The sequence below is a fragment of the Streptomyces sp. NPDC017095 genome (assembly GCF_044332325.1).
Lineage (GTDB): Bacteria > Actinomycetota > Actinomycetes > Streptomycetales > Streptomycetaceae > Streptomyces.
On sequence record NZ_JBIROU010000020.1, the window covers coordinates 109,032 to 131,888 of the forward strand.

Sequence of the window (22,857 nt, forward strand, 5' to 3'; positions counted from 1 at the left end):
GGGACGAACGGAGGACCGGCTGCCGGGTGCGGCGCGGGTGGGACGCCGTACGGTGGGCACCGCGAGGGCGGCGCGAAACGCAGGTGCAGGGTGCAGGAGCCGGGGGAAGTGACCGACTCCCGTGGAGCCGCCCCCGCCGCTATGGTGGATGCGACCGGACAGCTGTCCGGTTGTGGGAAACGTAACGGACAGCTGTCCGCTTAGCAAGGGCGAGGTTCGGCCACGTCATCCGGCCACGCCGTGAGGAGGACGCGTGCCGCGGCAGGACCCACCCCAGCGCTCGGACGCACAGCGCAACCGCGAGCGCATCCTGGAAGTGGCACTCACCGAACTGTCGCGCTGCGCCGACACCCCGCTGAGCCAGATCGCCAAGAAGGCCGGTGTCGGGCAGGGCACCTTCTACCGCAACTTCCCCAACCGCGAATCACTCGTCCTGGAGATCTACCGCCACGAGATGCGGCAGGTCGCCGACAGCGCCGCACACCTGCTCGCCACCCGGCCACCCGAGGAGGCCCTGCGCGCCTGGATGGACCGGCTCGCCGAGTTCGCCATGGCCAAGGCCGGACTGGCCGACGCGATAAGGCAGGTCACCAGCGTGCCCGGCGGCCCCGCCAAGCCCTCCCCCACACCGGTGGCCCACGCGGCGGAACTCCTGCTCCGCGCCAACGAGGACGCCGGCACCATACGCCCCGGAGTCACCGCCGACGACTTCCTGCTCGCCATAGCGGGCCTGTGGCAACTCGATCCCCGCCAGGACTGGCGCCCCCGTGCCGCCAGGCTCCTCGACCTGGTCATGTCCGGCTTGCGCAGCGGGGCGCCCGGAGGATGAGGCGCGGCCGGAGCCGGACGGGACGCCCCGGAAGGGAATGACCGCGCCGACGGCCCGTGGCAGGCGGGGGCGGAGCAGCCCTCCTGGTGGGCGGCCTGTTCGGCTGTGCCGGGCGGGGTGGCGTTTCGCGTCCCGTCGACGGGCGGCACGCCTGCCGGCGCGTGCCGCAGCAGGGACGCGCGCGCTTGATCGGTACGCCTCACGAGCCGCGCGGCCGTCGTCGTATCACGGGGTCGGACTCGTTCGCCGTGCTGTGGGTGGTATGGGTGTGGGATGAGTCGGAGACCCGGCACGGGGTGAACCGCCGCCGGTCCGGCCGGGTCTCGCGCGCGCGGCGAGCACGAGGGCGTCGAACAGGCGCTGTTGGGCCGGGTCCGTCGCCGCGGTGTCCTCGGGGTGCCACTGCACGGCCAGGAACCAGCCGCCGGTTCCGGTGGCCTCCACGGCCTCGACCGTGCCGTCGGCGGCGCGGGCGGTGACGACGAGTCCCGCGCCGAGCCGGTCGACGTGCTGGTGGTGGTAGCAGGACGCCCGGATCCGCCCGGCCCCGGTGACGGCCGCGACGGCGGAGTCGGGCGTGAGGGACACCGTGTGCCGGACGTGCCGGTGTTCCCGGCCCGGCCCGCCCATGTCCTGGTGCAGGGTGCCGCCCCGGACGGTGTTGACGGCCTGGAGGCCGCGGCAGACCGCCAGCGGAGGCAGCCCGAGCGTGAACGCCTGGCGGGCCACCTCCATCCAGGTCGAGGGCGTCCTGTTCGTGGTCCACGTCGTAGACCGCCTCGTGGGTCCCGTCGGCCCCGCAGAGGTGCGGTGAGAGGTCCCCGCCGCCAGGGAGCGTGACGCCGTCGAAACGGGCGATGCGGGTGGCGGTCAGTACCGGGTCGCAGAGGCCGACGGGGGCATACGGGTGGAGGGTGACGGGTTCCCCGCCCGCCCGCCAGACCGCTTCGGCCAGCGCCCGTGCGGTGACCTCGGCTTCATGACGCAGGGCCGACGCACTGGCGGAGAAGCGCACCGGCGCGGCGATGAGGGGCCGGTCGGCGCCGCTCACAGTTGCAGGTGGAGGGCGATGGTGTCACCGCCGCACACATCACCGGAACCAGCCTGCCGGTGGACGGCGGCCAGTTGCTCACCTAGTGATCCACTGACACTTCGTGTCCCGCGCTGGTGTGGGCGGCGGAGTCGGAGTCGGTCGCTGTCGTCGGCCACCGGCGTCCGCCCCGGCGCCGGGTGCGTGCCGCCCACGAGGAACGAATCGGGGGCGTACCCGGCCGCCGCCGGGCACGCCCCCTCCTCCTCGGGGTGGGTCCGAGCTCAGCAGCTCAGGTTCGAGCCGGGCGTGGTGCCGAGGATCTGGACGAACGCCTGGTACTTGCTGATACGGCTCTGGACCTGGGCGGGGTTGCCGCCGTTGCACTCCAGGCTGCCGTTGATGGAGCGGATGGTCTCACCGAAACCGGCGCCGTTGACCATGGCGTTGTGGGCCGTCATGGTGCCGGGGCCGGTCTGCGTGTTCCAGTACCACAGGCCGGTCTTCCAGGCCACGGCGGCGTTCTGCTCCACCTGCCAGGGGTTGCCCAGCAGGTCGATGCCGAGGGCGTCACCGGCGGCCTTGTAGTTGAAGTTCCAGCTGAGCTGGATGGGGCCGCGGCCGTAGTAGGCGGCCTGGCCGGCCGGGCAGCCGTAGGACTTGCTGGTGTCGCAGTAGTGCGGGTAGTTGGCGGTGTTCTGCTCCACGATGTAGACGAGACCGCCGGTCTCGTGGCTGACGTTGGCGAGGAACGCCGCCGCCTCCTGCTTCTTCACCGTGTCGCTGCCGGTGTTGGCGAAGGCCGGGTAGGCGCTCAGCGCCGCCTTGAGGCCGCTGTAGGTGTAGAAGGAGTTCCGGTTCGGGAACATCTGGTTGAACTGTGACTCGCTGACGACGAAACCCGAGGGGTCGGGCTGGTTGCCGCCGCCGTCCGATCCGCAGACACCCTGGTCGGCCCAGACATCCGAGGTGCCCGGACGCTCGTTCTGCGTCCACCACTTCGCGGTCCAGTTGTGCCCGTTGTACGAGGCGGATCCGCCGCCTGTGTAGACGGACGAGGCGTTCCAGGCAGGCGCGCAGGTGGCCGCGGCGGCCGTGGCGGCGGGGAGGAAGACGAACGTCGCGACGGCCGCCACGAGGGCGGCGAGCAGGCTCATGACACGTTTGATCACGCGATCAGCTCCTTCGGCGCGCGGTGTAGCCGACGGGCGACACCGCCATGGGGGGGCCACCACACTCAAAGCCAGGTGGCCTGAACCTGTCAAGGTCTAGACCAAAGGTTGTCCAGGTCCCGCCGCCGTGCGAGGACGCTCCGCCGGAGTGCCGGCCACGTGCCCGCCACGCTGTCAACTGGGGCGATGCCGTCCGCCGTTCAGCGTAGGCGGGCCTCGAACTTGCCGAAAAGATCACCGCCGAGCTCACCGTCCCCACCGGCTTCGGCCAGGGAGGACCCGGGAGCGGCCTGCGTCAGCAGGTGAGTCCGGACCCCGGTGCCGTACCGATCATCGCGGTGATCCGCTCGTACCGGGCGATCCTCGACGCCACCGACTCCGGGTTCCCGCCGTCGCACTCCAGCGCGCCGTTGAGGGAGCGGATGGTCTGGCCGAAGCCCGCGCCGCCGACCATCGCCTCGTGGGAGGTCATCGTGCCGGGACCGTTCTGGGTGTTCCAGTACCAGAGGGCGGTCTGCCAGGCCACCGACGGGTCGCGCTCCACCATCCACGGGTCGTGCAGCAGGTCCAGGCCGAGCGCGTCACCGGCGGCCTTGTAGTTGAAGTTCCAGCTGAACATGATCGGGCCGCGGCCGTAGTACGCCTCCCGCCCCGCCGGGCAGCCGTAGGGCTGGCTGTCGTCGCACTTGCGCCAGTAGTTGGCCTCGTTGATCTCCTTGACGTACCGCAGCCCGACCGACTCGAAGTCCGCGTGCGTCAGGAAGGCGGCGGCCTCCCGCGCCCGGGTCTGCGGCGTACCCGTGTTGGCGAAGCGCGGGTAGGCGTGGAGCGCGTCGATCAGCCCCTGGTACGTGTAGAAGGGGTTGCGCTCCGGGAAGATCGCGTCGAACTGCGCCTCGCTGATGACGAAGTCCGACACCCCTCCGGCACAGGCGCCCCGGTCCGCCCACACGCCGGTGGCGCCCGGATTCTCGTTCTGCGTCCACCACTTGGCGCTCCAGTTGCGCCCGTGGTGGGAGACGGTGCCCCCGGACGGGTAGGCGGTGGTGGCGCTCCACGGCGGCGCGCAGGCGGGCGTGTCCCCGGCCGCCGCGGCAGGCACGGCGGTGGCGACTCCGACGGCGGCGGGGAGGAAGGCGGCCGTGGCGACGACGGCGCCCAGTACGGTCAGGAACCTCTTGATGCGTTTCAGCGCTGCTCACTCCTTCGGCGCGGCGCACCGAGCACCTCGGCGGGCCCATGTGACGTGCCGGTCACTCAATCCCTGCTGGTCTGGACCTGTCAAGGTCTGGACCAGCCATGCGCGAGGTCCGGACGCGGAGACGATCCGTCACACGCCGGCCCGTACCGCCTTCTTGTCCGTCTGGGGCGGACGGGACCGGTGAGGTGTACCTGACACGCTCCGGCGGCGGCCGGACCGTCGCCGAGCCGACCTCATCCCGACCGGCGGCGACGTGCTGACCATCGACGACGGATTCACCGTCGCACAGGCGGTCGCCGTCGCCGCCGGCCGGATCCTCGCGGTGGGCAGCGACGCCGAGATCACCGCGCCGGCCGGGCCGGACACCCATGTAATCGACCTGGCCGGCCGCACGGTGCTGCCGGGTGTCAACGACTCCCACCTGCACGCCGCGGCCTGGGCGCTGACCCGGCCCCCGTTCGCGCTGGACATCGGCCACCCGGCCGTGCGGTCATAGCCGACATCGCCGACGCGGTACGGCGGGCCGCCGCGGGCACGCCCGACGGCGAGTGGATCACCGGGCTCGGGTGGGACGTCGGCTACCTGGCGGAGTGCCTGGCCGATCCGGCCCGCCGCCCGCACCAGGGCGACCTGGACGGGGCCGCCCCCCGCTCACCCAGTCTGCCTGACCGACTTCTCCGGCCACATGGTCTGGGCGACCTCCAGGGCGCTGGAGGTCGCCGGGATCACCCGCGGCACCGGGTCCCCGGCGGGCGGTGTCATCGAGACCGACGCCACCGGGGAGCCCACCGGCGTCCTGAAGGAGACGGCGCAGGCACTCGTCCAGGGCCTGATACCGCCCGCGACCGTCCCGGAACGCAAGGAGGTGATCCGGATGGCCGTGGCGGCGCTGCACGCGGAGGGCACCACCAGCTACACGGAGCCGGGACTCGGTCCGGGCGGCACCGAGATCCTCGGCGGGGGCCTCTACACGGCGACGCTCCAGGCGTACACCGAACTGGCGCGCGGGCCAACTGGTGTATCGGGTAGAGGTGTTGCTGCTGCCCGCGCCCATGGGCGGCTCGGCTGCCGAGGTGACGGCCGGCCTGGCAGGGCTCGCGGTACCTGACGACGACGTGGCCCCGATGACGCTGGCGGTGATCGGCGTCAAGGTGTTCGCCGACGGCGTGCCGCCGAACGAGACCGCCCCGAACCCGCCGCACCCAGAGAAGAGGGGTACCGGTGCGCGGCAGAGTGCTGGGCATCGCAAGCGGGGTGTCCGTCGGCGCGTTTACGGCGCCGTTGGGGTGGTGGGCCCGGACGGCAGCCGGTTTTGCTGGTCGTCTTGTGGTGTCCGGGCTTTCCGGGTGTCCGTGAGTCCGGCTCGGTGGCCTCGGGCGAACAGGCGGTCCGGGTCGTACGTCTTCTCCAGTCGTCGCAGGGCGTTGCCGGCGCCGGCCATGCCTGCGTGGGAGTCGGAGGTGTCGGAGTAGTTGGAGTACGCCCGCACGCTGTCGTGCCCGGATCGCAGCCGTTCGGTCCAGGTGCGTCCCCAGTGGACATGGGTGTCGTCCTGTGCCCGGTCCGGCCATCTCGCCGACAGCAGGACGCCCATCCGTGAGTCCCGCAGGGGGTAGGCGGATCCCTCGGCGTGGGCGTGCAGGGTGTCGGTGTTGAAGTACTCGACGAGTAGCGAGCATCTGGCGGTGGGTGCGGCACGCAGGGCGTCGGTCATCAAGTCGGGGTCGAGGGCCAGGCGGGTGGAGTGGGTGGATTTCCAGTAGCCGCGCATGGGCGGCAGGAAGGAGGAGTCGAAGTGTGCTTGCCAGCGCGGGTATGGCCGTTCTGTGACATCCGACCAGTCGCCCCCGATTCTCTTTTTGAGCCGGGTGGTTTCCCTGGCCGTCTCGCGGGCGTCGCCGTGGCAGCACAGGTCGACGGAGAGTTCGGGCACTCCGTCACGGTGGAGGAGGGTCGGGGCGAGCGTCAGTGAGGTGGGTGTGCGTTCTTCCAGCAGTGCGTGGATCCGGTGGAGCACGTCGGCTGCCCGGTTCAGCGGGAAGCGTACGGAACCGGCGGTGATCCGGGGCAGCGGGAGGGTGCGGAAGCGCAGTTCCAGGATGATCCCGAAGGCACCGGCCCCGCCGCCGCGCAGCGCGTGGAAGAGGTCGGGATGCTGGTCGCGGGACACGTCCAGGATCCGGCCGTCGGCGAGGAGCACGCGGGCGCCGCTGAGGTGGTCGCAGGTCAGTCCGTGACCGGCCACCAGCCACCCGATCCCGCCGCCCAGGGTGAGTCCGGTGATTCCGGTGTCGCTGACCGTGCCCGAGGGAACGCAGCGGCCGTAGGCGGCGAGTTGTGTGTCGAGGTCCCCGAGGCGTGCTCCGGGCCGTACCCGGGCCGTTTGGGTGTGGGGGTCGTAGGCGACGGCCCGGAACTCCGAGAAGTCGATCACCAGGCCGGCGTCGACGGTCGAGAATCCGCCGATGTGGTGGCCGCCGCCGCGTACCGCGACGGGGACTTCGAGCGTGGCGGCGCTGGTGAGGGCCTTGCGCAGGACGGTTTCGTCGAGGCTGCGCAGGATCGCGGCGGGCCGGTGGTCGTGCATCCGGTTGTACACCTGCCGGGCCGTGTCGTACCGCGGTGACGACGGCAGGACCAGGCAGCCGTCCGGCACGACGGTTCTCAGCCGGGCGACCAGGGCCCGGGCCGCCTCACCGCTCACGGGGCCTCCTCGTCGAGGACGGCGAGCAGGTTGTCGACCGCCGCGTTCTCCATCCGGGACCAGGACGTCGCGGAGGAGGCGGCGATGTGGCTGGTGACGAAGAGGGAGGTGCCGTGCAGGCGCAGCAGTCCGTGGGGGTCGTCCGCGGGGTCGGGGAGGGGTTCTTGGTAGTAGCCGTCCAGCGCGGCGCCGGTCAGGGCGCCCGTCTCCAGGGCGCGGCGCAGGGCGTCGGGGTCGATCACCCGGGGATCGGCCGTGCTGACGAGGTAGCGGGGTGTGGGTCCCGTGCCGAGAAGCCGGTCGTCCACCAGGTTCGTCGTCTCCTCGTTCAGGGAGCAGCAGACGAACACGGTGGTGCTGCGTGTGAACAGTTCGGTGAGGCCGGTGTGGGTCAGCGCGAGGGCCTTCTCGTGGTGTTCCTTGCGGGTGCGGGAGTGGTAGAGGACCTGGCAGGAGAACCCGCGGACCAGCATCCCGGCCAGGGCCGCGCCGGTCGCGCCGAGGCCCAGGATGCCGACCGTCGCGCGGGTGAGTTCGGTGGAGTTCCGGGACGGCTGCTTGCGGTCGTGCAGGTCGGGCAGGGCCCGGCGCATCATGCCGGCGGCCAGTGCGAGGGCGAACTCCGCGACCGCGACGCCGTTCACCCCGGGGGTGGTGAGGATTCGTACGCCGGTGTCGCGTGCCGCGTCCAGGTCGATGAACGAGCCGGCGCCGGTGCCGGCGAAGGAGATGCAGCGCAGGGAGGGAGCGGACTCCAGGACGGTCCGGGACAGCCGTTCGTCACCGCCGAGGAGGTAGTGGTCGGCGTCCCGGACGCGCCGGCAGAGTTCCTGTTGGGTGATCGGTGCGTCGACGTGGTCGACGGTGATGCCCCGCCGGCGGCAGTACTCGGCGAGTCGCAGGGGTACGGACTGGCCGGAGACCACGATCTTCACCGGCGTACCGCCTTGTCGAAGTACTCGGCCATGCGGGTGAGTCCGCGTTCGAACTCGCTGTCCGGTTTCATGAGGCTGACCCGTATGTTGCGTGTGCTGTGCGGGGCGTGCGGGCTGTCCCAGAAGAACCCGCGTCCGGGCAGCACGCCCACGCCGTGGCCGCGCAGTTCCCGTACGACGGTCTGGTCGTCGAGGCCGGTGCCCGCCGTGGACAGCCACTCCACGCTGATGCGGCTCGGCCGGGCCTCCCGCTCGACGAGGTCCTCGCCCAGCGTCTGCCGCAGCCGGGTGCGCCGGCGTGCGACGAGGCGGTGCAGGGAGCGGTTGAGGCCGGTGACGCGTGCGTCTTCGAAAAAGTCTCCGAGGACCCGCAGGGTGAATTTGGAGACGCAGAGGTAGATCTCGTTGTAGATCTCCCGCAGCGGGGCGCGGTGGTCGGCGGAACAGGACAGGAGGCTGGCCTTCATGTCCTGGGTGGGGAAGATCTTGCCGGTGTCCTCGAAGACGATGTACGAGGCGCCGAGGTCCTGGAGGACACGGTAGGTGTCCCAGGCCGGCGGGTAGAACAGCCTGAAGCTGGCGTCGATGACGATGGTGACGCCATGCTCGACGCACGCGCGCACGAGCGCGGTGAAGGCATCCTCGGACAGGTTGGTGCCGGTGGGGTTGTTCGGGTTCACCAGGAACAGCACGTCCGCGCCGGGGAGCCGGCGGGCCAGTGACTCGCCGTCGCGGACCTCCCGTTCGGAGACGGGAGAAGGGTCCGCGCCTCGTCGGCGCAGGATCAGGGCGAGATTGTCGAAGGTGGGACAGGTCAGCAGGACGCGTTTGCCGGTGAGGGTCAGATACGCGGCGACGAGGTCGATCGAGTTCGATGCGGTCGGCAGGATCAGGTGCCCGGGGGCCGCCTGGAGTCCGGGCGACCCGATCAGTCGCGCGTACCGGCCGATGTAGCGGTGCTCCGATTCCGGGACCGACTCCGCCTCGGACGTGCGCCAGGCGGTGCCGAGCCGGTCGACGATCACCTCCTGGCCGGCGGTGAGCCCTTGATAGGCGTGGCCGTCCGCGAGGTTCGCCTCGGTGAGGAAACCTATCTGCTCGTAGTCCGTGAGTGTCTTCACGCGTTGGTCCCCCATCAGTTCGCCGCCGGTAAGAGTTCCGCCATGGCACGCACGTCGCCCGGCCTGTCCCGGCCGGTCAGCTCGCGGAACGCGGCGGCGCACGTGCCGCGGTCCCCGCCGCGGAGCGCCTGCACCACCAGCCGGCCCAGCTCCTCCGCGTCCGCGACGGTGTAGCCGCAGGAGGAGAGCCAGGCGGTGCCCAGCCGCAGTCCGCCGGCGTCCCTGAGCCGGTCGGAGGCATCGTGCGGCAGCGACTGACGGTTGGTGAGGACGCCCAGGTCCTCCAGCAGCGCCTCCGCGGCGCGCCCGTCGTGCCCGAAGACCCGCCGGGTGTCCAGGAGCAGGTAGTGCTTGTCGGTGCCGCCGCCGACGACGGCCCGTGGGTCGTGCTCCTGCAGCCGCCGGCCGAGCGCCCGGGCCAGCGCGACGCTCCGGCCCGCGTACTCGGCGAAGGCGGCCGTACGGCTCTCCAGCAGCGCCGCCGCCGCGTCGGTGAGCCTGCGGATGGGGAAACTGGACTGGGTCCCGGGGTGGACCGCGGCGTCCATGCGGCCGGCCAGCTCGGCACGGCACAGCAGGGCGGCCCCGTGCGGTCCCCTGAGTGTCTTGTCGAGCGACATCGTCACCACGTCGGCGGCCCGCAGGTCGCACGTGAAGGCGCCGCCCGCGATCAGCCCCGCCTCGTGCGACAGGTCCAGGTGCAGATAGGCGCCGACCTCGTCGCAGAGGGAACGCAGAGCGGCCAGGTCGTAGCTCCACGGGTACGACGACGAGCCGCAGATGACCAGCCGGGGGCGGAACTCCTTCGCGGTGCGGCGTGCTTCCTCGTAGTCGATACGTCCGTCCGGTCCGACCCCGTAGAACGAGAACGCGTAGTCACGGCCGGAGAAGTTCGCCCGCATACCGTGGGTGAGGTGCCCGCCCGCGCGGAACCGCAGCGCGAGCACGCGGTCCCCGGGCCGCAGCAGGCCCTGGTAGACGGCCTGGTTGGCCTGGCTGCACGAATGGGACTGGAGGATGGCGTGATCCACGCCGAAGACCTCGCACGCGATCTCCGCCGCGACGCGCTCCAGCTCGTTGTGCAGGGCCGCACCGGCGAAGGGCCGCTTGCCGACGATTCCCTCCTGGATCATGTCGCCCGTGTAGGGCAGCGAGCGGGCCCGCCATCCCGGCACGGCGTTGTCACTGGCGATCAGGTTGATGACGGAGCGTTCGTACGCCTCCTGCCGGGCGCCGAGTTCGAAGAGTTCGCTCCGCAGCTTCGCCCACTTCTCCGGCGTCCCTGCCGTGGGGAGGTCGTTGCCGTCCGTGTCAGTCACGCGTCCAGGCCCCTTCGGTGTAGATGAGGCGTCGTTTCCCGGAGACGAACGTGTCGAAGGTGTCGGCACGGACGATGCCGACCTGCATCTTCTCGTGGACGAACAGCGACGACAGCTCGCGGACGAACTCGGTGAGGAGCATGTTGTCCGCGGTGTCCTTCCGTGGGTCCGACAGTTGCAGGCGCACTTCGATACGGTCCGGTGCCACCTGGACGATCTGGTACTGGCGTACGTTGGACTCCTCGACGACCAGGGTCCGGTCGCACAGGCCGAGAACGGCGTCGGCCGGCACCGTCCGGCTCCGTCCGTCGCGCAGTTTCTCGTCCTCGCGGCCCCGGAACGCGTCGATCATCCGGAAGCGGGAACCGCACCCGCAGGTCGCGCCGGGGACGGCGAGGCGGACGATGTCCCCCTGGTCGTAGCGGATGAACGGCATGAACGCGTTGCCGAGCGAGGTGCCGACCAGGTGCCCGAACCCGCTCTCGCCGACCGCGGCGACCTCCATGTAGGCGCTGTCCTCGACGAGGTGGTAGTGGCGCTCCCGGCACTCGTAGGCGATGAGGGAGAACTCCTCCGAGGAGTACTCGTCGAGCACCGGGACCTGGAAGATCCGGGAGTACTTCTCCCGCTCCTCGCGGCTGCTGCGCTCGGAGTTGGTGATGACCGTCTCCACGCCGAGGGTGTCGAGGGCGGTGTTCTCCTCCGCGAGGCGCTGGAGATAGCTCGGGAAGCAGAGCATGACCTGGGGGCGGACCTGGGCCAGGTTTTCCAGGAGGATGCCGGTGGGGCACTCCTGGGCGACGGTGACGTAAGGGTAGGCGCCCAGCAGCGAGGTGAGCCGCTCGGCGGCGAAGTACACCTGGTAGCGCCAGTCGTCCGGCTTCAGGGCGCGGCCCAGGGCGAGTTCGGCGTGGCGCATGTTCAGCAGCACGCGGTAGTCGGTACTCGCGTTGTCCTGGAGGATCGTCAGGTTCAGTCCGCTGGATCCGGAGGTACGGGCCGAGTGGACGGTCCGCGTCCCGGCCGCTTTCCTCGTCTCCTCGCTTACGCCCGCCTCGATGAGCATGCGTTTGTCGATGACGGGCAGCTGCTCGAAGTCGGACCAGGTGACGATGTCCCCCGGTTCGAACCCGACGGCCGCATACAGTTCCCGGTAGAACGGGATCGTCGCATAGGCTCCGTCGACGAGGGTGCGCAGCCGGTCGAGCTGCCAGGTCCTGACCTCGTCCGGGTCCATGCGGGGGCGTGCGCGCAGCCGGGAGTTCTCCAGCTCCCATTTACGTTTGATGCGTAATTGCTGTCTCGGGGTTTCCGGGACCAGCCGGTCACTCCTGCGGATGTATGGGGCGATTCTGCCGTCCGCCGCGATGTCGCTCTCGACATCACGTATGCCGGTGCCCGCTCCGGCCAGGTCCGAGAATGTGGGGTCCGGCATTGACGTCTCCCTTTTTCCGCGTGTTTTTGACAATGGCGATATGCTGTCCGATCCGCGCGAAAACACATATCCCGATACCGCATCCGCCGACGATGACACCGACCCACAGGCCATAGAATCCGAGAGGTGTCAGCTGGCTCAGGAGGATGCCGGTTCCGAGACCGATGATCCAGTAGCCCGCACCCACCACGACCGTGGGAGTCCTGGTGTCCGACAGGCCCACCAGATATCCCATCGACATGGTGATGAGCGTGTCGACGACGAGATAGGCGATTACGAGCGGGAGAAGTGTGTGCACCATGCTCTCCGCCCTGGGATCGTGCAGCCCGAAGAGCACCCGGGTGATGAAGCCCGACGAGGCCAGCATGACCGCCGACAGGCCGGCGCAGTAGCCGAGCCCGATCGTCACCAGCGCGTTCCGCAGGTCGCGAAGAGCCCGCCAGTCGCCGTCCTCCCGGGCCCACGCGGCCACCGTCGTCGCCGCGCCGGAGAAACCGAGAGCGAAGACGACCACCAGGGTCTCCAACCGCAGACCAATGGCGTGGGCGGCGGTCGCGTCGGCTCCGAAGCCGCCCACGAAGAACGCGAGGACGGGCAGGAACCCCTCTCCCAGCAGGATGCGCACGCCGATCCAGGAGCCCACGGCCAGCAGTTCGCCGAGCAGGGGAAGACGGGGGGCCAGTGACACGTTTCTGAGCCCCAGCCCGCGGAACCGGCCGGTCAGGAGCAGGACCGCGACGGCGAGGACGATGAAGGCCCGCACGAGCGTGCTCGCCAACCCCGCTCCGAAGACCCCCAGGCCGGGAACCGGCCCGGCGCCGAACGTCAGGGCGTAGCCCAGGGCCAGGTTCAGGGGGACGGCCGCCAGCATCACCCAGGTCGCCGGCCTGGGCCGGCCGATGCCGGTCAGCAGGCACCGGGCGTCGACGTAGAGCAGGAACAGGGGCAGCCCGGCGGCGGCGCCCACGTTGTAGTCCTGCGCGATACCCGCTGTCCGCGGGCTCTGCCCGAGGAAGGCCAGGATGTTCCCGGTGTTCAGCAGGACCGCCATGCCCAGGATTCCCACGAGTACCGCGAGCCACGCGCCCTGCACGAACCAGGTGCGTACGGCGCCCGCGTCGGCCGCGCGATGACCGGCCGCCAGCCTGGGGGTGACCGCTGTCACGATTCCCAGACCGAAGAGCATGGTCGCGCTGAAAACACTCAGCGCGAGGGTCACTCCCGCCAGTTCGTCCGACCCGAGTCTGCTCACCAGCGCGGCGTCGGTGAAGGAGATGGCGAGCTGTGCGACGAACCCTATGGCCAGGGGAAGACCCAGGGGCAGAACCCTGCGCACCATTCCCCGTCCGGAATTCCGGACTACCGGTACCGGCTCCCTCACCGCCGCATCACCAACGGAGCCGGCTTTTTCAGTCGCGTACGGGCCGGGATCATCGACATGTTGCATCGACAGGAGCGAGTCAGCATGATGCGTTCCCCCCATTGAAATTTCAATTTCAATTCCGAGCGTAGATCACGGCGGCTTCCCCGGCCAAGACCCGCGGTGAACTTGGCCGGAAGTCCATGCCCTGGGACAGCAGGTGAAAAAGGGAAACGGCAGCACTGCCGGTGTGCCGGGCCCGCCGGACCGCACCGCCGACGTGTCAGGCCCGGCCGGTCCGCGCCACCGGGACCGGGCACCGGCCGGCACCATGGGGTTCCCCAGCAGGGCACGGACCAGGGCGAAGGGGCCGGTCCGGCCCGCGGTGTCCGCGTGCCGGCCGGTCTCCCGCGTCCTGGGGCCCGCCCGCAGACCCACTCGGCCGGGGGCCGGGCACCACGTGCATCCGGCCGGAGTGGCCCGCAGCCGCCACCGCACTCAGTTCTGGACCGCGTCGACCGCATAGGGGCGCCGGGCACCGGCCTCAACCCCGGTGACCCTGCTGCCACGTGGACGTCCTGGCCGGCCCGGAGCGCTGCCGCGCCGCCGTCCGTGAGCCGCGCGGGTCCGCCCGCTTCGTCCCGCCCCACCCGGTCCGGCACGGCACCGCACGGCACGTCAGGCGTCGTAGCCGTAGTCCGTCCAGTTCTCCAGCACGTGCTCCCGCAGTTCGCGGGGGTACGACGTGCGGAAGGAGGCGGTGGTGCCGCGGAAGGCGTCCGGCAGCAGGCAGTCCGTGACCGACTTGCCGCCCCGGGCGGCGCGGACCTCCTCGGGGGTGAGGCAGGGGACCATCGGGATGCCGGGGGCGTGCGGGAAGGTGTGGTGGCCGGTGTCCGGGTGGCAGCGCGTGGCGAGCACCCAGACGACCTGGCCGATGTCGGTGACGTCGATGTCGTCGTCGACGACGATCACCTTGGGCACCAGCCATCCGGCGTGCGAGGCGAACAGCACGTCGGCGATCGAACGGATCAACCCGGACCGGTCCAGGCCGAGTTCGGCCCGCCGGGCGCGGTCGACGGAGACGGCGAGCCAGCAGGTGGCGGCCTCGTAGGGGCACCACGCCAGGGTGACCGGCAGCCCGGCGGCGCGCAGCACGTCCAGGGCGGCGGCCGCGATCATGGTGCCCCGGATCGTGTGGTTCTCCTCCGGCGGCACCCCGGCCGCGCAGACCGGCAGGATCGGGTCGTCGCGGTAGGTGACCGCCTCGACGTGGAAGACGGGCTGCTCCTTGCCGTCGGGGAAGGCGTACCCGTGGTACTCCCCCATCGGTCCCTCGGGGGCGGTCTCGTCGCTGCTGAGGTAACCCTCCAGGACGATTTCGGTGTTGGCGGGCACGTACAGTCCGTTCGTCTCGGTTCGGACCACCTCGACCGGGCTGCCGGTGGGCGCGCCGACGTAGCCGTCCTCGTCGACGTGCGCCGGGAGCGGCATCCCCGCGGCGGCGAGCGCCCCGGGCGGGGCGCCCGGGACCATCGCCCACGGCGTGTGCCGGCCCGTCTCGCGCCACGCCTCGCGGATCATGCCGACGTGTTGCTGCGCCATGGCGGGACCGACCAGGGTCCTGCGGTCGCGCAGCATGGTGCGGGCCACCGACCAGCTCGTCCACGAGCCGTCCGGGGTGCGCACCACGTGGAGACCGTAGGTGCCGAAGTACCGTCCGCCGTCCTCCTGATGGAGCAGGGGTACGGGGAAGAGTTCCAGGTCGACGTCGTCACCGGTGCGGACGTTCTGCTTGCACGGGCCGGTGGCGACCTCGACCGGCGCGACGGGGTCCGCGTGCATGGTGGCGACAAGGTGTTCCACGATCCGGCGCGGCCCGGCGTCGCGGGGCAGCCCGACGTGCGCGGCGAGCCGCGCGTGGGCGGCGCCCGACCGGGGGTCGCCCAGTCCGGCCGGGGCGCCCAGGAGGCGGTGGCCGGAAGCGGCGCCGGTGAGGGAGGTGAACAAGGGGGCAGGTGCGCCGGTCTCGTACGCCCGACGGGTCACGGCGCCCACTTCGAGGTGCGGATCGACGCTCCTGCCGATCTCGACCGCGTCGCCGTCGGCCAGCAGCCGTGCGACGAAGGCCCGGAAGTCGAGGGCAGGGCCAAGGCGTTCATCGGCGACCGGCTGGTCCTGGAAGCGAAACGGCTGCTGCTGCACACACAGCTCCCGGCGTCCGCGGTCGCGGACCGGCTCGGCTCGGCTTCTCCAGCACGACGGTCTTCACCCGCTTCTTCCGCCACCGCACCTCGGAGACACCCCTCGGCTTCCGCAGGCGTGCGCGTAGGGAGACGCAACGGCCCCCGGAACCGTGACCCCCGCGGCGGTCACGGACCTCACCCGCCGTGGCGCACCAGGTCACTACGGCCGCGACGGTCACGTCCACGGCCGCGGTCACGCGAGGTCGCGCGTCCGGCGGACCGGGCTCGCCGGCAGCACCGCCGGGCTGACCGTGCGGAGCACGGCCATGAGCGCGAGTAAAGAGCGGGAGATGGCGCAACCGGCATTGGCGTGACCGGTTGCCAGGCAATTCACCGGCTTGGAGATCGATGGGGATCTTGGTGATGTCAAGGCGTAACGGGGAGGCTAGCGAGGTGCCGCGAGTACGTCTTGGAGCACGTTCTCGAGCGTGACGCGGGCCAGCTCCTGTCTCAGGGTCTCCTCGATGCCCTCGTAGATGCCCTGCATCGCCGGCTGGATGCCGTAACCCACCACGCATCCCTGGTCCGGGGTGGTGCGGTGCATCGCGAACAGCGGGCCGGGTTCCACTGCCTCGTACACGTCGAGCAGGGTCATCGACTCCAGCTCGCGCGCCAGCGACCAGCCCGCGCCCACGCCCCGCCGGGACTCCACGAGCCCGGCCCTGCGCAGCTCGCCGAGCAGCCGCCTGATCACCACGGGGTTGGTGTTCGCGCTGGTCGCGATCTGCTCGGAGGTGGCGACCTCATGGCCCTGGCGCTGATAGAGACCGATCCAGGCCAGCGCGTGGGCGGCGATGGTCAACCTGCTGTTGGCACTCACGAAGCCCTCCTATCGGCCGCAACGCTTCATGTTACGACAGCGCAGTCGTAACAGTGGAGGTTGCAACATCCTGTCGTAACAATTAACGTTGCGACTGCCGGGAAGGGTCAATCAACGAGGTGAGAAGAATGAGCAAGCCACTCACAGGCAAGGTCGCCTTGGTCACCGGGGGGTCGCGCGGACTGGGAGCCGCGACCGTACGGCTGCTGGCCGGGCAGGGCGCCGACGTCGCCTTCACCTACGTCAGCTCCGAGAAGCAGGCGCAGGCCGTCGCCGACGAGGTGCACGGCAAGGGAGCCAAGGCCGTCGCCTTCCAGTCCGACCAGGCGGACACGAGCCGGGCGCCGGCGCTGATCGACGACGTGGTCGCGCACTTCGGCGGCCTGGACATCCTCGTCAACAACGCGGCGATCTCCGTGGCCGGCACGGTGGACGACCCGGACGCCGACACCGCCGCACTGGACCGGATGCACGCCACCAACTACCTCGGCGTGATCGCCGTCATCCGGGCCGCCTCCCGAGTGCTGCGCGAGGGCGGCCGCATCATCACGGTGAGTTCCGGACTGGGCTCACGGGTCGGCGCCCCCGGCCTTGCCGACTACGCGGCGACCAAGTCCGGGATCGAGAGGTACACCATGGGCGTCGCACGCGACCTCGGGCCCCGGAACATCACGGCCAACGTCGTGGAGGCGGGACTGATGGAGGGCGGCATGCAACCGCCGGACGCCGAGACCCTCAATGCCCTGGTCAGCTCGCTGTCCCTGCAACGCATGGGGCACCCCGACGAAATCGCCTCGGCGATCGCCTTCCTGGCGAGCCCCGCCGCGTCGTACGTCACGGGCGCGGTGCTGGACGCCCACGGCGGCTACAACGCCTGAACCCGAGCCCCTGCCGCGCGCCCCGAAGGACACCGCGCCTTCGGGGCGCGCACGGCCGACGACCCGCGACAAGGCGCCGCGCACCGCCCTTGCGGACGGTGACGGTGCACGGTGGCGGAGGGGGTCTCCCCTCCGCCACCAGTGAAGATCCGGCTGGACCTCGGTCAGTCGATGCCTTCGACGATGCGGAAGTCGCGCTCGACGCCGTCGGAGAGGGCGGCCAGCGCCTCCTGGTAGGCCGCACTCTCGTGCGCCGCGACGGCCTGCTCGAAGCTGTCGAACTCGATCAGGACGGTGCGCTCGGCGATTCCGGCGTCATGCGCCACGACCCGGCCGCCACGCACGAGGACCCGGCCGCCCCCGGCCGCGACGGCCGGACCGGCCAGCTTGTTGTAGGCAGCCAGTTTCTCGGGGTCTGAAATGGTGCGGTAGGCGCTGACCCAGTAGCCCTTGGGCATGGAACCTCCAGTGTGGGAACGAGTGCATCCGACTTACGGGTTGGTCTCGGGCGAGCGTCGGCGGGCGAGAGCGAGGCTTGTCAGCGTCGTGATCGCCATGGCACCGATGCCGACCAGCGCCGCGGTGGTGTAGGCGCTGTCGTCGGGGAAGAGGTGGCCGGGGCCGGTGCCCGCGGCGAGGATCAGGCCGCCGAAGGCGCTGCCCAGGGAGTACCCGACGCTGCGGACGACGTAGTTGAAGCTCATGGCGCTCGACGTCTCGCTCTTGGGGGTGACGGCCAGGATGACGCCGGGCATCGCGGCCGAGAAGCCGCCGACGCCGAAGCCGAGCACGCCCATCGCCGCGAACAGTTCGGCCAGGTCCGACCGGGCCGCCGCGAACAGGGCGAACCCGCCGCCGACCACGACGGCGCTGCCGGCCAGGAGCAAGGGGCCGACGACGCGCGTTTGGACCCGCGGCGTGAGCTTGCCGGCGACGAATCCCAGCACCGAGAACGGGATGAGGACCAGCCCGGCGACGAAGGTCGTCAGCCCGAAGCCGTAGCCGGCGCCGTGCGGCGTCTGCGCGTACCGGGTGACGAGCGTGAGCAGGAGGTACATGCCGATCCCGCCGACGAACATGGCGAGGTTCGCCCCGGCGACCGCCGGATGCCGCACCGCCCGCACATCGACCAGGGGCGTCGTGCTGCGCAGCTCGATCACGGCCCAGAAACAGAGCAGCACCACCGCGACGACGGCGAGGCCCGCCGCCACGCCGAGGTGCCGGCTCCACAGATTCCGTTCGCCGGCGAGGAACAGCACCAGGAGCAGCGCAGCGGCCAGGACGACCGCGCCTGCCACGTCCACGTGGGCGGAGCGGCCTTCGGGGGCTTCGGGCATGGAGCGCCACGCGGTCAGGAGGGCGGCGGCGGTGACGACCAGGCCGAGGCCGTAGGCGGCCCGTACCCCGCCGAGCTCGGCGAGCAGGGCGGCCAGCGGGTAGCCGACGCCGGCCCCGATGATCGAGACCACCGAGATCAGGGCGATCACGGCCGGGCTGCGCTCCTCGGGGAGGTGGTCCCGGGCCACGCCCATCATCAGCGCCGTCAGCCCGAGCCCGACGCCCTGGGCCGCCCTGCCGGCCAGCAGCCACGCGAACGGCAGCGGCAGCACGGTGAGCGCGCTGCCGGCGACGACGACCGCCAGCGTGGCGAGGATCGTGACCCGCCGGTGCGGGCCGGCTCCGAGCCGGCCCAGGACCGGCGTGGCGACGGCGCCGCTGAGCAGCGCGACGGTCAGCGTCCACTGCGCGCTGCCGAGCGAGACGTGGAACGAGGTCGCCACGCTGGTGATGAGTGGCGTCCCGAGGCTGGCGACCGCCGCCACGACCAGAGCGATGAACACCAGGGCGGGGACCAGCAGCCGCGCCTCGGAACGCGCCACCGGTAACGCCTCCACCGCGGCCCCGCCGGCCGGCTGCCCGGTCACTGCCTCGGCCCTTCGCGGTCCTGGCTTTCGAGCTCTGCCAGATGCTTCAGCGCCGGAAGGGCCGCCGCCAGCGCCTCGACCTCGTCGCCGGTGAGCTGGCCGATCAACCGCTCGAACGCCTGGACGCCCGCCTGGCGCCGCGTCCGGACATAGGAGGCGCCGGCCTCGGTCAGGAACACCAGCGTGACCCGCCTGTCGGACGCGTCGCCCCGCCGCTCGACCAGGCCGGACTCCTCCATCACCCGGACCAGGGCGGTCATCGCGGGCTGGGTGACGCCCTCGACCGCGGCCAGATCGGTGATGCGCCGCGGGCCGGTCCGGTCCAGGGTGGCCAGGGTGGCGGCGGATGTCAGGCTCATGTCCCGGGGCAGGCGTCTCGCGGCCCTGGTGGCCAGGCCGTAGAGGGCTGCCCCGATGGCGGCGGGCGCGCCAGGAGCGGTGTCTTGACGACTCATGCCCGAAGCATAGCCTTTTTATATTCATAGTCTATGGAAAGGGTCGGCTGGCTCCGGCTCTACTGACTGCGCTCGGGGTCCGAGGGCAGCATCCCGGGACCGGGCTGGTGGTGCTGCTCGTGCTCCTGGCGGCGCCGGCCGACCGGCCCGGCCCGGTCATGCGCCCGGCGGGGCGGGGCGTAGGGCGAGGAGGGCGATGTCGTCGGTGCTGCCGGCGCCGAGGCCGAGGATCAGTTCGTCGCAGAAGACGTCGAGGGGGGCCTGGGCGAGGGCGGCGGTGTGCCGGCGCAGGCGGGCCATGGCGTCGCTGAGGGATTCCCCTGGGCGTTCGATCAGGCCGTCGGTGTACATGAGCAGGGTGGAGTGGGCCGGCAGCGGGTCGCGGGCGGTGGGTCGGGGAAGGGTGCTGTCCACGCCGATGAGGAGACCGGAGGCGGCTTCCAGGTAGTGGGTGTCGCCGTTGGAGCAGGTCAGCAGCGGGGGGAGGTGACCGGCGGATGAGTGGTGCACTTCCCATGGGCCGTTGCGGGGGCCTTTGACGACGGCGTAGGCGCAAGTCGCGGTGGAGTGCGGGTACAGGGTGAGGGTCGCGAGGTCTAGGCGGCGCAGCACCTCCGAGGGGCGGTCCTGGCAGTCGACGGCGATGCCGCGGAGCATGTTGCGCAGGTGGCTCATCGTGACGGCGGCGTTCAGATCATGCCCGGACACGTCTCCGATGACCAGTGCCGTGTCGCCGTCGGGCAGGGTGAAGGCGTCGAACCAGTCGCCGCCGACCTGGGCGGTGGTACTGGACGGGGCGTAGCGGGCGGTGATCTCCATGGACGGGACGTGCGGGAGGCGGGGCAGCAGGGAACGCTGAAGGCGCTCGGCCGCGTTACGGGTGTGCTGGTGCAGACGGGCGTTGTCGACACTCAGCGAGATGCCTTTCACGAGGTCGGCGACGAGAAGCGCGTCCTGTTCGGTGAAGGGGTCGTCGTGGCGGGTGCGTACGACGATCAGGGCGCCCAGCACCTCGCGGCGGGCCCGCAGCGGGGCCATGATCGTGCTGGTGGCGTCCAGCTGCTCGAACAGCTCCAGCTGCCGGGCGTCCAGGGCGCTTTCCGCCTGGTCCGGTGACGGGATATCGGTGATCAGCAGGGGGCCCGCGCCGTGCAGGACCCGGGCCAGAGGTCCTCGCGCGTTCTCGGCCACCGGGGGCAGCCTGCCGAGGTCCACCCCGACGCTCAGTGCCCGGGGGTCGCGGTGGACGACGCAGACCCGTTCGGCATCCCCATGCTCGTCGAGCAGGTCCACCACGCACCAGTCGGCCATCTGCCGGGTGAGGACGTGGCACACCCGGCGCAGTCCCTCGCGCAAGTCGAGTGTGCTCGACAGCGCACTGGTGGTGTCGGCCAGCAAGCTCAACCGCTCCCACGCCCGTGCCCCCTCCGCGCCGCCGGCCCACGGTACCGCTGCCGCACCGGTGTGCAGCCGCACCGAAGGACCGGGGTCGGGACGTGACACCGGCCGGTCCTCTCCGGGAGCCGTCGCTCTGGGCATGAACTGGCCCAGCCGCACCGTGCGGCCGTCCACCGCCTCCTGGCTCTGGACGTGTAGGCGTACGGGGACCAGGCTGCCGTCGTGGTGCAGCGCCGGCAGTGGGATGGACCGGCCCATGATGCGGGAACGGCCGGTCAGCCGGAGCGCGGTGAATCCCGCCCGATGACGCTCGCGCAGGTGTTCGGGAATCAGCACCGTCAAGGGCCGGCCGATCAGCTCGTCGGCCTGCCATCCCAGCAGGTCGGCCAGAGCGGCGTTGGCCGCGATGATCCGGCCGTCGTCGTCGGCCGCGACCGTCGGGACACCACTGTCCTCCACGTCACCGGCGTCCCACGGGGTGAATTCGACGGAGGTCGCGTCCGGCACGCCGGGCTGCAGCGTCCACGCGGTGGGCGGACCTCCGGAGAGTTGAGTGACCAGTTGGTCGAGCACCCACTGGTAGTTGCTCCGCACGTTCGGTGGAGCCGGGAGGGTGAGCAGGGCGCCCAGCTGCGCCGCCGCGTCGCCGTGTTCGCACACGTGCCGTAAGGCGTCCACGGCCGGCGCGGCGTCCAGGGGAAACGCGATCTCCAGGGTCACCGTGGTGCCGCCGATGACCGTCTCCGCCAGCGCGGATGTCATGCACGCATTGATCACGTTGGCCACATCGCCGGCGGCCAGCAGCTCGGGGCCCGACACCCCGGTGCGCTCCTCGACGCAGGGGGTCAACATCAGCTCGCGCAGCATCTCGTCAGCGTGCTGCTGCGCCGCGCGGAACACGATGTAGGGCAGGTCGATCAGTGTCACGGTCGCGGTTCGCCCGTACAGCGGCACGGACTCCCATCCGGACGTCGGCGGCGCCGGGGCCTTGGGCCACAGCTCGAACCAGGCCGTCTTACGGCCCTCCCCGACGTGGGCTCCATGACTGGAAGCCAGCTCCTCGACCATGGCGAGGCCCCGTCCGGCACCGGCATACGGCCTGGGTTCCCGCGGCACGAACGGGCGGGCCGGCCGGCTGTCGCCGATGCGCACCCGCACGCGTCCCTCGTGCGACCAGACCCGGACCTCCACCTCGGTACGCGCGTGCAGCACCGCGTTGGTCACCAGCTCGCTGGCCAGCAGCTCGGCGGTGTCCACCACCTCCGGCGCGACACCACGCAACGCCGACCGCACGAACCGCCGGGCCAGCGGCACACTGCGCGTCTCCGGAGGAAAACGCCGGTAAAGAACTCCGGGTGGACTAGAGCGATCCATAGCACGATCAATCCCTCTGAGAAGCGAAAATCTAACAGGGCGTGCTTTCGCTGGGCCGGGGCGGCGAGGGCGGCGATCCTCATGACGGCAGGGAGGCGCCGGCCGTGGACGTGGACGATCCGTCCATGGACGAGCTGGTATGGAGGGGCAGCGGTGCCGGGCGGCCTCGGGCGGTGCCGCCGACCGGTGTTCTGCCGGCGGGTCGGGCGTGCGTGGCTGGGGCCGCTGGCGGCGGATCATAAGCGGCCACTGATCGCCTGGCGGCCGCGGATCACGAGGGGCCGGTGGTCGCCTGGATGAGTGGGGCATCCGCCTTCGCCGCGGCGCACTCCCTGCGCCACGGACCGGACAGCCCATCCTCCCGCACCGGCCGTCCCGGCTGGCAGGAGGCGGTCTTCATCAGGTTCGCGGGGATGGTCCTTCACTGGAAAAACAGCCCGAGCGACGGGTGGCGGAGCCTTTCCGTGCATACGCGTGTACCCCCGCCGGGAGGGCGGGGGTACGAGCGTGTGGGTGCGGCCGGTGAGCCGCTGTGGGAGGGCGTCTGTCCCGGGAGGTGCGGCTCAGTACCAGCCGTTGGCCTGCCAGAAGTTCCAGGCCTGGGCCGGGCTGCCGTAGCGGGAGTTCATGTAGTCCAGGCCCCACTTGATCTGGG

The 22,857-nt window shown here is 71.2% G+C and carries 18 protein-coding genes and 2 pseudogenes; 4 read left to right on the forward strand and 16 right to left on the reverse strand.

The genetic code is table 11. The features are described from left to right. Positions 1-253: 253 nt before the first annotated feature. Complete coding sequence (locus ACH4OA_RS30760) at positions 254-829, forward strand: TetR/AcrR family transcriptional regulator (protein ID WP_397942638.1); 576 nt, start codon at positions 254-256, stop codon at positions 827-829. Positions 830-1,054: 225 nt separating this feature from the next. Here the strand turns inward: ACH4OA_RS30760 and ACH4OA_RS30765 are convergent. From ACH4OA_RS30765 to ACH4OA_RS30775, 3 genes and pseudogenes are all read right to left on the reverse strand, one after another. Next, positions 1,055-1,880, reverse strand: a pseudogene (locus ACH4OA_RS30765) (gamma-glutamyl-gamma-aminobutyrate hydrolase family protein). A gap of 263 nt (positions 1,881-2,143) precedes the next feature. Beyond that, entirely contained in the window at positions 2,144-3,031 is an 888-nt protein-coding gene (locus tag ACH4OA_RS30770; RefSeq protein WP_397942634.1) for a glycoside hydrolase family 19 protein, read from the reverse strand. Between the two features lie 295 nt (positions 3,032-3,326). Beyond that, on the reverse strand, positions 3,327-4,223 hold the full coding sequence (locus tag ACH4OA_RS30775) for a glycoside hydrolase family 19 protein (protein WP_397942790.1): 897 nt from the start codon (positions 4,221-4,223) through the stop codon (positions 3,327-3,329). Positions 4,224-4,485: 262 nt separating this feature from the next. On the opposite strand from ACH4OA_RS30775, the gene ACH4OA_RS30780 reads away from it, so the two are divergent. Beyond that, positions 4,486-4,728 (forward strand): hypothetical protein, encoded by a 243-nt coding sequence (locus ACH4OA_RS30780; RefSeq protein ID WP_397942632.1) that lies wholly within the window; start codon positions 4,486-4,488, stop codon positions 4,726-4,728. 105 nt (positions 4,729-4,833) lie between these two features. After that, on the forward strand, positions 4,834-5,340 hold the full coding sequence (locus tag ACH4OA_RS30785) for an amidohydrolase family protein (protein ID WP_397972594.1): 507 nt from the start codon (positions 4,834-4,836) through the stop codon (positions 5,338-5,340). A gap of 162 nt (positions 5,341-5,502) precedes the next feature. Here the strand turns inward: ACH4OA_RS30785 and ACH4OA_RS30790 are convergent, their stop codons facing one another. The 8 genes from ACH4OA_RS30790 to ACH4OA_RS30825 all read right to left on the reverse strand — a co-directional run bounded on the left by ACH4OA_RS30790 (position 5,503) and on the right by ACH4OA_RS30825 (position 16,172). Further along, positions 5,503-6,936 carry an FAD-binding oxidoreductase gene (locus tag ACH4OA_RS30790; RefSeq protein ID WP_397972551.1) on the reverse strand — a complete coding sequence of 478 codons (1,434 nt, stop codon included), beginning with the start codon at positions 6,934-6,936 and terminating at the stop codon, positions 5,503-5,505. Beyond that, positions 6,933-7,871, reverse strand: a complete 939-nt coding sequence (locus ACH4OA_RS30795) for a D-isomer specific 2-hydroxyacid dehydrogenase family protein (protein WP_397972553.1) — start codon at positions 7,869-7,871, stop codon at positions 6,933-6,935. The genes ACH4OA_RS30790 and ACH4OA_RS30795 overlap by 4 nt, the downstream gene beginning before the upstream one ends. Further along, entirely contained in the window at positions 7,868-8,992 is a 1,125-nt protein-coding gene (locus ACH4OA_RS30800) for an aminotransferase class I/II-fold pyridoxal phosphate-dependent enzyme (protein WP_397972556.1), read from the reverse strand. Before ACH4OA_RS30800 ends, ACH4OA_RS30795 begins: the two co-directional genes overlap by 4 nt. A gap of 14 nt (positions 8,993-9,006) precedes the next feature. After that, the gene (gene glyA / locus ACH4OA_RS30805; protein WP_397972559.1) at positions 9,007-10,311 is read right to left on the reverse strand and encodes a serine hydroxymethyltransferase; all 1,305 of its coding nucleotides are present in this window, start codon (positions 10,309-10,311) and stop codon (positions 9,007-9,009) included. Next, the gene (locus ACH4OA_RS30810; RefSeq protein ID WP_397948674.1) at positions 10,304-11,746 is read right to left on the reverse strand and encodes a phenylacetate--CoA ligase family protein; all 1,443 of its coding nucleotides are present in this window, start codon (positions 11,744-11,746) and stop codon (positions 10,304-10,306) included. Before ACH4OA_RS30810 ends, glyA begins: the two co-directional genes overlap by 8 nt. After that, positions 11,694-13,193, reverse strand: a complete 1,500-nt coding sequence (locus ACH4OA_RS30815; protein ID WP_397972562.1) for an MATE family efflux transporter — start codon at positions 13,191-13,193, stop codon at positions 11,694-11,696. The genes ACH4OA_RS30810 and ACH4OA_RS30815 overlap by 53 nt, the downstream gene beginning before the upstream one ends. 591 nt (positions 13,194-13,784) lie before the next feature. Beyond that, entirely contained in the window at positions 13,785-15,311 is a 1,527-nt protein-coding gene (locus ACH4OA_RS30820) for a UbiD family decarboxylase (RefSeq protein WP_397972565.1), read from the reverse strand. Positions 15,312-15,737: 426 nt separating this feature from the next. Then, entirely contained in the window at positions 15,738-16,172 is a 435-nt protein-coding gene (locus ACH4OA_RS30825) for an Rrf2 family transcriptional regulator (protein WP_397972567.1), read from the reverse strand. Between the two features lie 128 nt (positions 16,173-16,300). Between ACH4OA_RS30825 and ACH4OA_RS30830 the strand changes: the two genes are divergently transcribed. After that, a complete protein-coding gene (locus ACH4OA_RS30830) occupies positions 16,301-17,050 on the forward strand; it encodes an SDR family NAD(P)-dependent oxidoreductase (protein WP_397972571.1) in 750 nt (249 codons plus the stop codon). Positions 17,051-17,214: 164 nt separating this feature from the next. Here ACH4OA_RS30830 and ACH4OA_RS30835 read toward each other — a convergent pair whose 3' ends face one another. The 5 genes and pseudogenes from ACH4OA_RS30835 to ACH4OA_RS30855 form a co-directional block, all read right to left on the reverse strand. Further along, the gene (locus tag ACH4OA_RS30835) at positions 17,215-17,508 is read right to left on the reverse strand and encodes a DUF1330 domain-containing protein (RefSeq protein WP_397972574.1); all 294 of its coding nucleotides are present in this window, start codon (positions 17,506-17,508) and stop codon (positions 17,215-17,217) included. A gap of 33 nt (positions 17,509-17,541) precedes the next feature. Further along, positions 17,542-18,975 (reverse strand): MFS transporter, encoded by a 1,434-nt coding sequence (locus tag ACH4OA_RS30840; protein ID WP_397972576.1) that lies wholly within the window; start codon positions 18,973-18,975, stop codon positions 17,542-17,544. Further along, the gene (locus tag ACH4OA_RS30845) at positions 18,972-19,334 is read right to left on the reverse strand and encodes a MarR family winged helix-turn-helix transcriptional regulator (RefSeq protein ID WP_397972596.1); all 363 of its coding nucleotides are present in this window, start codon (positions 19,332-19,334) and stop codon (positions 18,972-18,974) included. The genes ACH4OA_RS30840 and ACH4OA_RS30845 overlap by 4 nt, the downstream gene beginning before the upstream one ends. Before the next feature lie 252 nt (positions 19,335-19,586). Then, positions 19,587-22,142 carry a SpoIIE family protein phosphatase gene (locus tag ACH4OA_RS30850; protein WP_397972579.1) on the reverse strand — a complete coding sequence of 852 codons (2,556 nt, stop codon included), beginning with the start codon at positions 22,140-22,142 and terminating at the stop codon, positions 19,587-19,589. A 623-nt stretch (positions 22,143-22,765) separates the two neighbouring features. After that, positions 22,766-22,857 (reverse strand): annotated as a pseudogene (locus tag ACH4OA_RS30855) (lytic transglycosylase domain-containing protein); the annotation flags it as partial.